Annotated in this window: 16 protein-coding genes; 1 reads left to right on the top strand and 15 read right to left on the bottom strand. The window is 38.2% G+C overall.

Annotated features, from left to right (window positions below):
- The 3 genes from NQQ59_RS20665 to NQQ59_RS20655 form a co-directional block, all read right to left on the bottom strand.
- On the bottom strand, positions 1–390 hold the full coding sequence (locus NQQ59_RS20665; protein ID WP_037438467.1) for a response regulator transcription factor: 390 nt from the start codon (positions 388–390) through the stop codon (positions 1–3).
- 272 nt (positions 391–662) lie between these two features.
- Positions 663–962, bottom strand: coding sequence for a helix-turn-helix domain-containing protein (locus tag NQQ59_RS20660; RefSeq protein WP_049038341.1), 300 nt, complete (start codon positions 960–962; stop codon positions 663–665).
- Positions 943–1,254 (bottom strand): helix-turn-helix domain-containing protein, encoded by a 312-nt coding sequence (locus NQQ59_RS20655; RefSeq protein WP_135834316.1) that lies wholly within the window; start codon positions 1,252–1,254, stop codon positions 943–945. The genes NQQ59_RS20660 and NQQ59_RS20655 overlap by 20 nt, the downstream gene beginning before the upstream one ends.
- Before the next feature lie 233 nt (positions 1,255–1,487).
- Here NQQ59_RS20655 and NQQ59_RS20650 point away from each other — a divergent pair, with 233 nt between their 5' ends.
- Positions 1,488–3,524 carry an ATP-binding protein gene (locus NQQ59_RS20650; RefSeq protein ID WP_219071559.1) on the top strand — a complete coding sequence of 679 codons (2,037 nt, stop codon included), beginning with the start codon at positions 1,488–1,490 and terminating at the stop codon, positions 3,522–3,524.
- Positions 3,525–3,609: 85 nt separating this feature from the next.
- On the opposite strand, the gene NQQ59_RS20645 is transcribed toward NQQ59_RS20650, so the two are convergent.
- The 12 genes from NQQ59_RS20645 to NQQ59_RS20590 all read right to left on the bottom strand — a co-directional run bounded on the left by NQQ59_RS20645 (position 3,610) and on the right by NQQ59_RS20590 (position 13,228).
- Positions 3,610–3,888 (bottom strand): molybdenum ABC transporter permease, encoded by a 279-nt coding sequence (locus tag NQQ59_RS20645; RefSeq protein WP_219071560.1) that lies wholly within the window; start codon positions 3,886–3,888, stop codon positions 3,610–3,612.
- 101 nt (positions 3,889–3,989) lie between these two features.
- Positions 3,990–4,439, bottom strand: coding sequence for a DUF3872 domain-containing protein (locus NQQ59_RS20640; RefSeq protein WP_219071561.1), 450 nt, complete (start codon positions 4,437–4,439; stop codon positions 3,990–3,992).
- Positions 4,440–4,450: 11 nt separating this feature from the next.
- Positions 4,451–5,011, bottom strand: coding sequence for a conjugal transfer protein TraO (locus NQQ59_RS20635; RefSeq protein ID WP_219071562.1), 561 nt, complete (start codon positions 5,009–5,011; stop codon positions 4,451–4,453).
- A 20-nt stretch (positions 5,012–5,031) separates the two neighbouring features.
- Positions 5,032–5,925 carry a conjugative transposon protein TraN gene (traN, locus tag NQQ59_RS20630; RefSeq protein ID WP_219071563.1) on the bottom strand — a complete coding sequence of 298 codons (894 nt, stop codon included), beginning with the start codon at positions 5,923–5,925 and terminating at the stop codon, positions 5,032–5,034.
- Positions 5,926–6,012: 87 nt separating this feature from the next.
- A complete protein-coding gene (traM, locus tag NQQ59_RS20625) occupies positions 6,013–7,362 on the bottom strand; it encodes a conjugative transposon protein TraM (RefSeq protein WP_219071564.1) in 1,350 nt (449 codons plus the stop codon).
- On the bottom strand, positions 7,349–7,633 hold the full coding sequence (locus NQQ59_RS20620) for a nitrogen regulatory IIA protein (RefSeq protein WP_156309102.1): 285 nt from the start codon (positions 7,631–7,633) through the stop codon (positions 7,349–7,351). Before NQQ59_RS20620 ends, traM begins: the two co-directional genes overlap by 14 nt.
- Before the next feature lie 19 nt (positions 7,634–7,652).
- A complete protein-coding gene (locus tag NQQ59_RS20615; protein WP_156309101.1) occupies positions 7,653–8,081 on the bottom strand; it encodes a hypothetical protein in 429 nt (142 codons plus the stop codon).
- Between the two features lie 11 nt (positions 8,082–8,092).
- Positions 8,093–8,716, bottom strand: coding sequence for a conjugative transposon protein TraK (traK, locus tag NQQ59_RS20610; RefSeq protein WP_002978256.1), 624 nt, complete (start codon positions 8,714–8,716; stop codon positions 8,093–8,095).
- A 19-nt stretch (positions 8,717–8,735) separates the two neighbouring features.
- Positions 8,736–9,731, bottom strand: coding sequence for a conjugative transposon protein TraJ (traJ, locus tag NQQ59_RS20605; protein ID WP_002978255.1), 996 nt, complete (start codon positions 9,729–9,731; stop codon positions 8,736–8,738).
- Between the two features lie 2 nt (positions 9,732–9,733).
- Positions 9,734–10,366 carry a DUF4141 domain-containing protein gene (locus NQQ59_RS20600; RefSeq protein ID WP_037438479.1) on the bottom strand — a complete coding sequence of 211 codons (633 nt, stop codon included), beginning with the start codon at positions 10,364–10,366 and terminating at the stop codon, positions 9,734–9,736.
- A gap of 28 nt (positions 10,367–10,394) precedes the next feature.
- Complete coding sequence (locus NQQ59_RS20595) at positions 10,395–12,899, bottom strand: TraG family conjugative transposon ATPase (RefSeq protein WP_257698427.1); 2,505 nt, start codon at positions 12,897–12,899, stop codon at positions 10,395–10,397.
- A complete protein-coding gene (locus tag NQQ59_RS20590; RefSeq protein WP_257698426.1) occupies positions 12,896–13,228 on the bottom strand; it encodes a DUF4133 domain-containing protein in 333 nt (110 codons plus the stop codon). Before NQQ59_RS20590 ends, NQQ59_RS20595 begins: the two co-directional genes overlap by 4 nt.
- Between the last annotated feature and the right edge of the window lie 2 nt (positions 13,229–13,230).

Below are 13,230 nucleotides of genomic sequence, written 5' to 3'. Positions count from 1 at the left end.
CTAATTGATAACGGCTTCTATTACTTTTCTAAAATATTCCGCATCATTACCAATCAGCAAGTAACTTGAAAAACCAATATCTAAAAGATATTTACCTACTTTCTCATCATCAATATCACTATGTGCAATAAGTTTTATAGTTGGATATTTTGTTCTTAATTCTTGAAGTTCAACAAAAACATTCTTGTTGTAAAAATCAAGGTCGATAATACAAATTTTTGGGAGTTCATTTAATGAAGATAATTGTGATAGTCCATCTTCAATGCTTTCCGAACGAAATAAGACTTCAGTTCCTGAAGCAATGAGGTCTTTACAAATGAAATCTAAAATTGGGCTTTTATCATTGATAAAGGCGAGTGTAATTTTTTGTTGGGATGTACCAGTTTTCATATCATCATACTTTTTTAAAGTTGATGTAGCCCTGCACAAAAAGAAAGCGCAGGCCACTACACTTACCGCACATTGAGGCACTGGTATACCCGACAACGAATAAGCGAGCGCCCACGCCTATGGCATGAGCGTTCTTCCTTATCGTCCCGTTGTCTAAAAATTACCAGTTTTCAATGTGGGACTTAAAGCAAAAACACTTTAAGTATTTCTATATTTTACATAGCAAAGATACTAAACTCTTGCTATTAGATGTATTAATGCAATAAAAAAGCTTAGTCTGAATTAGTTTTGTGATTGATATAATTCTGCTCCAATATTGTCATCAAATCTGTTTCCTTATAAATAATTTTGCCACCAATCTGAATATACGGCAGGATATTATCATCACGATATTGCTGTAAAGTGCGTTTGCTAATGTGTAACAGTTTGCATACATCTTCGCCCGACAAATAAATTTCTCCATTCATTACGGGACGATAGTTTTTTAATATATTTTCAATACGGTCTCTCAATATCAAAATCATTTCTTGATGGGAAATGATTTCTTCATTATCATTCGTCAGTAAATCCATTATCATTGGTATTGTACGGCTGTCCAGCTTCGAGCAAAGCCCGTACGTCCGAGAGTTTATAATAATTCTTGCGGTTCAGTTTGGAATAAGGTAACAGCCCTTTGTCCTTGTAGGTCTGCAAAGTCCGTTTAGTAATCTTCATCATCAAACAAACTTCCTGGTTATCTAGCCATTTTTCTTCTTTGAAAATTGAAATGTATTTCATTGTGGCATTTTCGGTCAATTCCAAAAGTGCTTTCAGTTCATTTGTCATTCCATCCAATGCGGATTTTTGTATTGCGATAACTTCCATAATCTGCTCAATTTTGCTGTGGAAGTCGAATTTATCAATTATTTGTAAAGGCTTGTGAAATGTTGTATTGATTGTCGTTGAAAGGTAGTATTTGTCACTGGAACAACAATTTAGAAACAATTTATTTTGTAGATTTGGAGAAAGTAATTTTGCCGTTAAACATACAAATTTTACATTTTGTATGTTTGAGAATTTAATAGCAAGTATAACCAAAAAATACCTAGCAAGAAACTATGAATAGAAAACTTACGACAAACTCAAGATTAGTCAATGAATTATTTGCTAATTACATCAGCACATTCACTGCTTTTTGCGAACTATTAAACAACTCAATTCAAGCAAAGAGTAAAAACATTTGGATCGACATAGATTACACTTTAGAAACTGAAATACATCCTCTTTTAATCAAAAAAATATCAGTAAAAGATGATGGTAACGGAGTTCATATGTCTGATATCGAAAAAAAATTATTGGATATTGGAACAGCAAATAAAGATGGCGGAAAAGGAATTGGAAGATTTGCCAGTTTTCAAATTGGACAAGAAATCGAAATTGAAACTATTGGATATTCACAAGAAGAAAATACTTTTACTGAAACATACATTCCGTTATCATTTAATAGTTTTGGTAAAAACATCAATGTTTCTGAAATTGAGTTAGCGACAAAAGAAAATATTCTAAAAGGAAATAATCATAATACTTACTACAAAGTAACTATTTCAAATTTGTATCCACATACGACAACAGAAAATGAACCAAAAAAGAAAATAATTGATAAATTTCTTAAAGATAATATTTCAGATGCTATTTTTGAGAGATACCCTTTAAAAATTTTCAACAAAGAAGTTACATTTCACATTAATGGTAAAGCTTTAAACCCTAATGATTTCGTAATTGACAAACCTATAAAACTAGCCAAGACTTATACTGACACTAAAGGCAAAGAACACAAAGTTCTTTTTGATTTTATGCAGATTAAGAAAATGGATAAAATAAAAGTTTTTTTAACTGCACAAAATGCTGGTCTAAATACAATAGCAGGAAGTCTGGAGTATGATGCCAGTTGGTTGAGCCCAAAAATAGGAGGATGGTTTATTTATGTATCTTCATCTACGCTCTCATCTGATATTTATAGAAACATAGATTTAGATGATTTAGACCCAGATTGGAGAAAAGTAAGAGAATTTATTAAAGACAAATTAAACACATTCTTCAAGGACAGAAACTTTGAGTTTGACAATTTTTCTGACAACCTTAAAAATGACGATTATTATCCATATAAAGAACGGGCAAGCTCAAAATCAAAAGTTATACTCTTTGATAAGTTAGCATATTTAGTGGAAGATAAATACCATATTTTAAAAGATAATAATCAATTAAGAGAAATCATATATCCGCTTATAGATAGAACAATTTCCAATGGAGAATTGAATAATATTTTAAGAAGCGTTCTAAAATTAAACAACAAAATGATTTCTAAATTCTCGGATTTATTGGAAAAAACCGATTTAGATAATATTGTTGAATTTTCTGATAAAGTTGCTTCGAAAATTGAAGATATTGAATTTCTTGAAAAACTTGTTTATAGCGAAATATCTAAAAATGTGAAAGAACGAAAAGAACTTCATAAGTTTTTAGAAAGGATGTTATGGGTTTTTGGAGAAGAGTATTCCGAAAGTACCAAACTATTGTCAGATAAAAATTTAGAAAAAAATCTAACTCAATTAAGAGACGATTGCTTAATATTTAAACCATCAAAAGATGGAGATAACATAAATGTCATTGATGAAAAACCGGTAAAATCTATTACTGACCTATTTATGTATAATGAACGGGTTTTAGACGCTAAAAGAAGAGAAGTTTTAGTTGTTGAATTAAAAGCCCCAAAAGTAAAAATTAGCCCAAAAGAAATTGAGCAAGTAATGAAGTATGCCAGAGAAATCGAAAAACTTGATGCTTCAAGTTCAAATATTCATTACAAAATTTTATTGATTAGCTCAAAGATTAATTCTGATGCAGAATTTCAAATAAAAGGTAATCAAAGAAATGAAGACAATCCTTACTTCTATTTTAGGAATGAAAATAAAAATATTGAAATATGGATAATGAAATGGTCGGATTTATTGGAAAATGTAAAAAGAAAGCTAAAATATATGTCTGCTATCTTAAATACCAAAGATATTGATGTTCAGGAAAAAGCAGAAAAAGATTTTGCAGATATTGAGTTCAGTAAAGTGAGCTCCTCTCTAAAAAGAGTGGCGATGTCTTAAATTATAAAAAAAGTAGTAAATAGAAAATGTTATCATACAGTACAAACGAAAAAGCTAGTACTTAAAGTAAAACAAGAAAATTTGATCAGCGTTGTGCAGGTTGCTCAGTTCTTACTTCTGACTGCTGTTTTTCTTTTTTCTCACGAGAATAAACCCATAATGACAAAAGTCCAAAAATAATCAGTGCATAAGCTACCCATTTACCAAACTTTTCAATCAATTTAATGAAAACCGAACTTTCATAAGATGAAAAGCCCTCAGCTCCCATTGGGCTTCGCCTGTAAAATTTTCTACGGTTAATCCAGTATCTAAGCCCTAAACCAGCAACCAAAAATATTATTCCTATAACTAATGATGCGACCATAACAAAACACTTAAAATTTACCTTTTAAATTTACAAAAAAAACAGTTTTAATATCCCTTAAAAAGAGAAATCCTGCTTTTTGTGGCAGGATTTCATTGTTTTTAATCAGCACTATTAAACTGAAAACTTATCTGTTTTTTATTTCCAAAGCTGTCCGAAATCCAAACATCAAAGGATTGCGAAACGGCAGATGTTGAAGTATAGTACAATCGAAACTGATCTGTCGGTAATGGGTATAAATCGTTCGGTAAATATGGTTGCTCATCGTAATACCGCAACGTGCCTTGTCCGTCAAATTGGAAATAGCGAAGAAAATACTGTGTGTTGCTGTAATTGCCTGTTCGCTGTATGGCAATGCGTATTTCTACCGTCTGCCCATTGGCTATATCTTTGGGAACCGGCATCACATTTACCTCAAAAGGAAAATCGTTCTGTATTTCGAGCTCATCATCTGTGCTACAAGATACCAAAGAAACCGAAGCTGTTAGGATTGCCAAGAGTACATATATTGAGCTTAATCCTATTCTGAATTTATTGAATATTGCTATCATTGTTTTATGTATTAAAAATTAAACCTTAGTCCCACACCTGCGGATGGTCTGAATTGCTCTAAGTCCGTACCCCAAAATACCTTTGTGCGTCCTTGTAGGATTAACACAAAACGGTCTGATAGATATGTTTCAAGAGTGAGCCGTCCACCAGCTCCGTAGATGAAGTTATCCTCGCTCAAAATCTTTGCTCCGTCATACAACATCGCTTCGCCACGATTGATGCTTTCGTAACCGACTACACCTGTTATTCCGAAGTTCAGCGTAATGTTTTTACGAGCATCGCCCAAAAGGAAGAAACTGTAACCGCCTTCGGCAGTATAAGTTTCCTGCGGTATGCGGAGGTCTTTATAGTCGTGGTATTGGTGCGTGTATTCCAATGCCCAAAGCTGATAGTTACCGTTTTTACCGTTTATGGTCATACCAAGATTGATATAATAATCGTTACCGATTTTATCGTTGGATACTACACCTGTACTTACTTCCAGTCCTTTCTGTTTTGGGAGCATTCTTTGTGCCTGTGTAACCGTGATGGTCATCAAAATGAACATCACGGTATAGATATACTTTTTCATATTATTGCATTAAAAGGTTATTAAAATTTTAGGTGCATATCGTTTATCAAACGAGCTTTTATCAAATCCGAATTTTCTACCTGCAAAGTTTGATGTCTGCCACCGTTCTTCTCGAAAATCTCAATCAACAGTACCTTGTCATCGGCAATGGTAAATTGGTCTAACAGGAACACGTTTTGTTCGGTTAGTTTCCCGCCAATCTCGTCCAAAGGTTTGTAAGTGCGTAATGGTATCATCGGGCGTTCCTGTACAACTGTACGTTTGGCTACCTTTTTATCTACTACTTTGAAATTGATAAAATCAATCTGGAAAGGCACATTGGTTTTATTTCTCAATTCCGTATGGAAATAATATTTGCCATTGTGAATGTAAATACCTTTAAGGATAAACTGAATACCGAAACTCTTTGCCCCAATATGCTTTACAATACGCTTATCATTTTTGTAAATCGTTTCCAAAAGCAATCCTGCCAGCGAAGGCGAATTATTGCCCAACTCTTCAAGAAGCACATCGTTTCCATTGGCTTTGTCTACTGCCTTTTGCATTGTGAGCAGGTCATAACTCAATGCCTCGGGATAGGAACTGTAATATACATTGAAACTGTAAAAACGTCCGTCATTGGTAATGACCGAAAAATTGGTTTCTGGTTCAAAATCCCTTACCGTTGCTTTTACACGCAACACGTTTTCTGCATCTTCTGCTTTTCCTGCAATCAGATATTCGCTTCCCAAATCCACATAACGGATAGCGGTCGGAAAAATCAAGTGCGAAGTTTTATCGTAGGTAACTTCCATTTTATACGGTTCTATCTTGCCTAATGCAAGCGGAGTTCTGATGCTGTCTTGTGCAAAAGATTGTACGGCAAAGCCGAGTATCAGGGCAATTGCCCAAAAGGTTTTTAAATGATTTTTCATTGTCTTTAATATTTAATTTTTAATGGTAATGAAGCGTGTTCCGCTGCACGGAACAGGTTTCATTGTTTTATTTATTTGAATTCAACATTATTGTTTAGATACAAGGAAGACCTGATGTCCTGCTTTCAGCGTAACTTTTGGGGTTCTTACCTTTTTAGCAAAATAGCCCGAAATTCCCTGTACCACACCACGACTAAGGTCTGCGGCAACTTGCTGTCCAGCATTTTGCGTGAGCATTACGCTTGTTCCTCCTGTCTGGCTCATATTGCCTGCCATTTCGGTAAGGGCATTCATTTCGGGCGAATAAGGAACGTACAAGCCTTGCTGTCCGTCCAAATCGTAAATGGTTATATCTACTGGGATGATATTGCCCTCCAGTTCTATCGAGGTAACTTTTAGTTGTAAACGCCCTCCCTGAAATTTCGCATTAGCCGTTAAAATCGTTCCTTTTGGAATGGTACGGCTCGGTGTTTTTGCAGGCTCTAATAATCGTAAACGCACACCTGTTTCGCCAACTACTGTTTGGGCATCGTGTACACAGGCTTTGATACTGTGTTTGGGTTGTGCCATTTGTTCCACAGAACCAGCGGTATAAAACCCACGGTTCTTTGTTTCGCTCCAATCTGCTAAAAAAGCACTGTCCGATGGTTCACGGTACAGGGCTGATACGGCATTTTTTCTTGTAGGCGTAAACGATACAAAATGCTCTTTTTGGTTAGTACCAGCAGCACTAACAGCAACCGGAACAGTACCATTGGCAGGAGTACCGTTCTCGGAATTTTCATTCTTCGGAAGATATTTTGCTGCCATTTCATAAGATTTCTCCATTAGCTTCAATTGGTCATCAACTGTGGCCACAGGTGGCACACCCTTTTCTGATAATTTTTCTTTCAATTCGTCCACCTGCTTACGCAGTTCCATTGTTTCAGCGTTATCATCTTGATAAAAGGAACTCAATGCGCTTTGGCTATTTCGATAGCTGTTCAAAGCAGGATTACTGCTTCTTGCCGAATTTCTTCCACTACCGCCAAAGCTGTTGTTTTCCTCTTCTTCATTAAACGGTTCGTCGGTTGGCTCTTCTTTGTCTTCTGTATTCCAGTAGTCTGAAAGTGTAGCCAATGCATTGCGTTTTTCCTGCTCTTTGCGTTCGAGCATTTCCTGTTCATACGCCTTGCCTTTGTCGGCAGGCATTCCAGTTCCAGTAGCCTCTGGTACCGCATCGTTCAGCCCTACATTTTCAATTGTCTTTTTGTCTTCGGATGGTTTAAATATGAGGTACATACAACCCACGAAAACAATCGCCATTAAGCCGAAAATTAAGGGCTTTTTGAGCTTCTCCTTATTATTCTGTGTGCCGTCTTGTAACACATCAGCAGTTGCAGACGGATTACCTTCTGTTACCCGAACAACTGACTTTTTGTTCTCATTTTCTTTCATAAATTTTATTTTTTAAAATTGTTGATACACTATCCTGCAATCTTGCAGGACTTCCATTTTTTTTGAGGACAGGGTTTTCGATATGCTCTATGATCATATCGTTTCCAGACTTTGTATCGTACCAGACTTTGAAAATTACACCTGCGGTAAGCAGTAGATATCCCACAAAAAAGCACAGGGTATATTGGTGCTGTTTGCGTACTGGTAACGTCTGCCAACGTTCATCAAGCTTGTCAAAATACGTGTCCATATTTGCTCTTAGTTTTTTCATATTCTTATTATTTCTGATGTTAGAGCTTGAACCGTTTTGAACTTGAGCCCAGATTTTGTTTCTGTTCATCATTGACCAGTGCGATCGCTTCAGTTAATTTGGGTGCAGATATGATTGAAAGGTTTGTCAATTCCGATTTTTTAAGCAGTTGCCCAAAGCTGTCTTTCTTGGCTATTTCCATTCGGCTCAATGAGAATTTGCCGTTCAGGTACTTTACCCACATACTGCATTCTACACGGGGCTTGTCTTCTCCCAACCATTGCAGATAGCCTGTCAACAATAAATCCTGTTTGGGTAAACTGTCTGTACCTTTTTGGTAACTTTCAAGGTAATCGCTGATGCTTTCTTTCAGCTTTCCGGCATACGCACCCTGCGTATGGAAATAGCCGTTATATCCTTTTTCTGTAAGGATTTTTGCGAACGTGTTTAAATCTGATAATACTTCCATAAGATTATTTTTTAGCGTTCGATGACTTCTATATCCCTGTTTTCCACGACTGCAAATTTTTCGATATTGAAGCCTTGTGGGTTGTTGTCAGAGCGAACGGAGTTGACTAGGTAGCAGGAAGTAATCAAGTTACGTCTGGTTACATTGCTTGACCGAATGATGAATTGTTTTGCATAGGTTCGTACCGCATAAGGATGGGTATCGAAATTGCAGACCACACTATCTACTTCGATGCGTTGCTGTACATTTCCTGATATAATACGACTGTAATAGCCTTTTTCCGACAAGTCTTTATAGTAGTCGAAGGCACTTTTGTCAGCAAGATTGAATGCCCTGCTCATATTGCTTTCTATAGCGTTTTTGTCGGGAGCAAGTGTAAAGAACAGTTCGTGAAACCTTCTAACGTGTTCTCTTGCTTCCACAGGTCGGTTGATGCTCGCATCCTGCGATAAGGCAAGCATCAAAGATTTGCCGTTATCCAATACATAGATTTTTTGGCGTTGTTCTTCTGCAAAGCGGTAGGACTGCCATACGGCATATCCTACCACGCCAATGCAGAGAACCGCAAACACAATGGCATATAGTCTTATCTGCCTAAAGCTGTTTTCGATATTTCTTAGCGTTTTAAATTCCATTTTTTTTAATGATTTATTGTTATTTATTCATCAGTTTACCGCCGATGTTTCCTACTGTAGATCCTGCACCAGCACCTGCAAGGTTTCCTGCCTTCATCGCTGTTTGATTTACATTACGAGTAAAGTTTCCTGCACCTCCGGCTTGGATTACCCAACCTGTTACTGTTGGAATTGTGAAGTAGCCAACGATACCGATAATCATAAAGATGATGTACACCGTATTGCTCGTATCGGGTATGTAAGTTGGATCGGCAAGCATTGCTATATCCCGTTCTAAAATGAGGGATTGTATTCTTGCCAACATCGAACTGAACAAATCGGAAACAGGAAGCCACAGGTAAACACTTACATACCTCGTGATCCATTGCGTGAGCGTTGACTGAAATCCGTCCCAAACGGAAATAGCAAAAGCTATTGGCCCCAGTATCGAAAGGACTATCAGGAAAAATGTTCGTATGGTATCAATAACTAAAGCCGCCGCCTGAAAGAGTATTTCCAATAAATTGCGAAACCAATCCTTTATTGCTTTCTCTATCTTGTAGGCTTGCCTGTCCATATACATTCCTGCCATTGTACCAACATCGGAAGGCGACCATCCTAATTCATCCAGTTTTTTATCAAACTCTTCGTCTGATGCCATATAGGCGGTTTCGGGATTTCGTACCATTGCTTCGTATTCCAATTGGTCTTTCTGTTGCTGGAGTTGGTTGAGGTCAAGCACCTGGTCTTCGAGTATGGCGTGAGTTCCTGTAACTACCGGGCTTAATACTGCATTAATGGTTCCCAACACGATGGTTGGAAAGAACATTATACAAAGACCCAGAGCGAATGGACGCAGTAACGGAAACACATCGATAGGCTCGGCTCGGCTTAAAGCCTGCCAAACCTTTAATGCTACATAGAACAACGCACCCAATCCAGCCAATCCTTTAGCCACAGCCGCCATATCACCAGCAAGTGGCATCATATCATCGTAAAGTGAACGAAGGAGTTCGTGAAGATTATCCCATTCCATTTTTACCAGTATTTTTGGTTAGAAGTTCCGTAGAGTTCAAGCACTCTCTGTGCGTCGTTTTTCTTTTTCGCTCTTAGATAGCTTACAGAAATGTTCTTATTCGTGTAGTAGCGAACAAGGCTGTGGTAATCCTTAACTTCTTTGTACACACGGTCAATTACATCCATACGTTCTTTATCGTTCAGGGAAAGACTTGACGAGGTTATAATCTGCTTCAATTCTTTCAGCAGTTCGGTACTTTCATTGAGCAGTGCCGAATAACCGTTGCCGATTGCAACCAATTCCTGTGGTGTAAAATTGGGGTCGTTCATCATTTTTCCAAAGTTCTGAACATATATTTCGGACACATCGCCTACCAACAATACGGTTTGCTGTACTTTACGGGCATCTTTCACAAGGTTGTTGATAGCTTTCAGCTTATCGTAATATTCCTTGCCCTGGTCGTACACTTTCTTCACTTCGTTGAAGTTCTTTACCACATTGCTCACGGTGGAAGAAGTCTGTATGATTTCGTTCGCACTGTTGATAATTCCTGATGCCAGATTTGCAGGGTCAGTTACTACAAATTGGGCTTTAGCTGACGGTGCTACGGCGAGCATTAATGCCGTACACACTGTAAAAAAGATTTTTTTCATTGCTTCTAAATTTTAAAATGTTAATTGATTATTGATTTATTTTGTCACGCCTTTGCATTGCGATATGCTTGATGGCGAGTTCTACATTGCCGTCCAGTTCAGCAGCAAGCTGCATCACTTCCATTTTTTCGGTTTCTTCGGTGGTGTAAGCAAGGTATTCCTCCAAACTAACTTCGGTGGCATAGACTGTCGAGTGCGTACCACCTAAGCCTATCCAAACCTCTTTGTAAAGTCGGCTTGCATCGTTGTTCATATTGATAGAAAGTACCTGCCCTTTTTCCTTATCTGTAAGCCCCAACATCGCCTGTATATCATCGAACTTGTTCATATACTTGCGTTGATCTAAGAGGATTTTACAGTCAGAGTTATTGATGATACTTTCTTTGACGATGGGCGATTGGATAATATCATCGACCTCTTGCGTTACGACAATCGCTTCTCCGAAGAATTTGCGAACAGTCTTAAAGAGGTACTTGATGTATTCTGCCATTCCTTCTTTGGCAATGGCTTTCCAAGCCTCTTCAATTAAGATGAGTTTGCGAATACCTTTCAGCCTACGCATCTTGTTAATGAAGACTTCCATAATGATAATGGTAACTATGGGAAAGAGGATTTTGTGGTCTTTAATCGCATCAATTTCAAATACGATAAAACGCTTACTCAACAAGTCTAACTGCTTATCAGAGTTTAACAGATAATCATACTCACCACCTTTGTAGTAGGGTTCGAGTACGTTCAGGAAATTGGCAATGTCAAAGTCTTTCTCCCTTACCTGTTTTTCTTCGAGTACCTTTCGGTAATCGCCTTTTACATACTCATAGAAGCCGTTGAATGATGGGTAAACATCTTCTTGTTTGATGCGTTCGATATAGCCTGATACAGCATTTGATAATGCTACTTCTTCTGAGCGAGTTGGTGGTTCATCATCACGTTTCCAAAGGGTCAATATCAAAGTCTTGACGCTTTCACGCTTCTCAATATCGAACACGCCATCATCGGTATAGAAAGGATTAAAAGCAATCGGATTATCTTCGGTATAGGTGAAGTAAACACCGTCTTCGCCTTTGGTTTTACCTTTAATGAGTTCGCATAATCCTTGATAAGAATTACCAGTGTCAACAAGCAAAACGTGAGCGCCTTGTTCGTAATACTGTCGTACCATATGGTTTGTGAAGAAAGATTTACCAGAACCTGATGGGCCGAGTATGAACTTATTACGATTGGTAATAATTCCACGTTTCATCGGCAAATCTGAAATATCCAAATGGATAGGCTTCCCCGTTAATCGGTCAGCCATTTTTATCCCGAATGGCGATGGTGAATTATGGTAATTGGTTTCTTCTGTAAAAAAGCACAAAGCTGGCTCTATGAACGTGTAAAAGCTTTCCTCACTCGGAAAATCGCCAGCATTGCCCGGCATTCCTGCCCAATACAAAGTAGCTACGTCTGTAGTGTTATGACGTGGCTTGCATTCCATTAAAGCCAAAGCACTACCGCAATCATTCTTCAACTGTTTCAGTTCAGTAGGGTCTTCCGACCACGCCATAATGTTGAAGTGTGCCCTTACGGAAGATAGACCAAACGAATGTGCTTCATTGAGGTACTTTTCTATCCACTCTTTGTTGATTTGGTTGGCACGGCTGTAACGAGCCAGTGAGTGCATATTCCTTGCGGACTTCTCAAACTTTTGTAGATTGGCTTCGCTGTTATCCAAAAACAAATATTGGTTGTAAATGTGGTTGCAGTTTAACAACAAGCCCACAGGTGCGGCGAATGACAAACGGCAATCACTTCGGTCGGTAGATAGCTTTTCAAAACGGGTATCAGCCGATACCGTTCCGGGTAAATCGTCAGTATCGGACAAGGTGTGCAGGCTCAACCTTTTGTTCCCGATACGGACTTCTTCCGTTCCGAGAGCGATGTCCTGCATCGGTGTTCCAGCTTCCCTTGATAGCGTAAGGTACTGTTCCAATAATCCCTGTTTTTCGTCCGTTCCGATAATGTCATCTTCGGTAAGACGTTTCAGGGTTATGAAACCGCTATCGTTTACGATACGTTCAAACTGTGCCACCGCTTCCATAAAGCGGTGTATCGTTTCCTTGTTCCTGATTTCCTTTGGCATCAGCGAACCTTTGCAAAGCGATGAAAAATTACTTTGCATACTCATACGCTCTTTAGTTGTCTTAGTTAAAAAGAGGTAGCAGTAATGGTTTAGGAACGGTCGCTCATTAAAATGACGTTGGTAAGACTTCGATAAAAAGCTCTGGTCTTCGATTGCCAAATTGGGCGCATAGCTTTCCTTAATATACCAATCCTGTTTGTGAATAACTGTAAAATCAGGCAAGGTCTTGATAGCCTTGTGCCAAGCGGAATGAATGGCTTCATATTCCGCAGAAGCGACCGTAAACAGTTCCGGCAAACGCACTTCAAAGCAAGCGGTAATATCTGCATCTTTGGAAAGAATACAGTTGTTTTCTACTGCCAACAACGGAAATTTGTTTTCCAGCGTTGTAGTTTTTGCAACGTTTCTCATAGGACATTCGATTTAGGAGTGAATTTTAAATAGCGGTGTATAGGCTTGCGGCAGATGATGTAGCGGGGATGCCTTTTATTAGCAGCTATTTTCATTAATCCGTGTTCACCATATTTCCTGTTCAGCGAAAAGGTCTGCCACACAATCAGCGAAGCACTGCCTGCTCCGAGAAACAGGCAGATGTAAGAGTTTACGCCTGCCATATACAGTATCATCACGAAGATGAGCGTACCGAGTAGTCCGCCAGCGAAGATGAAAAGGTATTGCGCTTTCAAACCTTTAAATTCCACCGTTCTCCCGATGCCTTTGTTTATGTTGTAATTGTTCATAA

Origin of the sequence: Flavobacterium panacis, from assembly GCF_024649945.1 — a bacterium.
In the GTDB taxonomy this organism is placed as follows: Bacteria; Bacteroidota; Bacteroidia; order Flavobacteriales; family Flavobacteriaceae; genus Flavobacterium; species Flavobacterium panacis.
This window is presented reverse-complemented; position numbering and strand designations above follow the sequence as displayed.

Coding starts and splice junctions, on each gene's coding strand:
- traJ (WP_002978255.1), bottom strand. CDS start 9,731: ATGGAATGGGATAATCTTCACGAACTCCTTCGTTCACTTTACGATGAT.
- NQQ59_RS20640 (WP_219071561.1), bottom strand. CDS start 4,439: ATGATAGCAATATTCAATAAATTCAGAATAGGATTAAGCTCAATATAT.
- NQQ59_RS20655 (WP_135834316.1), bottom strand. CDS start 1,254: ATGGAAGTTATCGCAATACAAAAATCCGCATTGGATGGAATGACAAAT.
- NQQ59_RS20660 (WP_049038341.1), bottom strand. CDS start 962: ATGGATTTACTGACGAATGATAATGAAGAAATCATTTCCCATCAAGAA.
- NQQ59_RS20600 (WP_037438479.1), bottom strand. CDS start 10,366: ATGAAAAAAATCTTTTTTACAGTGTGTACGGCATTAATGCTCGCCGTA.
- NQQ59_RS20635 (WP_219071562.1), bottom strand. CDS start 5,011: ATGAAAAAGTATATCTATACCGTGATGTTCATTTTGATGACCATCACG.
- NQQ59_RS20650 (WP_219071559.1), top strand. CDS start 1,488: ATGAATAGAAAACTTACGACAAACTCAAGATTAGTCAATGAATTATTT.
- NQQ59_RS20615 (WP_156309101.1), bottom strand. CDS start 8,081: ATGGAAGTATTATCAGATTTAAACACGTTCGCAAAAATCCTTACAGAA.
- NQQ59_RS20645 (WP_219071560.1), bottom strand. CDS start 3,888: ATGGTCGCATCATTAGTTATAGGAATAATATTTTTGGTTGCTGGTTTA.
- NQQ59_RS20590 (WP_257698426.1), bottom strand. CDS start 13,228: ATGAACAATTACAACATAAACAAAGGCATCGGGAGAACGGTGGAATTT.
- traN (WP_219071563.1), bottom strand. CDS start 5,925: ATGAAAAATCATTTAAAAACCTTTTGGGCAATTGCCCTGATACTCGGC.
- traK (WP_002978256.1), bottom strand. CDS start 8,716: ATGGAATTTAAAACGCTAAGAAATATCGAAAACAGCTTTAGGCAGATA.
- NQQ59_RS20620 (WP_156309102.1), bottom strand. CDS start 7,633: ATGAAAAAACTAAGAGCAAATATGGACACGTATTTTGACAAGCTTGAT.
- NQQ59_RS20665 (WP_037438467.1), bottom strand. CDS start 390: ATGAAAACTGGTACATCCCAACAAAAAATTACACTCGCCTTTATCAAT.
- traM (WP_219071564.1), bottom strand. CDS start 7,362: ATGAAAGAAAATGAGAACAAAAAGTCAGTTGTTCGGGTAACAGAAGGT.
- NQQ59_RS20595 (WP_257698427.1), bottom strand. CDS start 12,899: ATGAGAAACGTTGCAAAAACTACAACGCTGGAAAACAAATTTCCGTTG.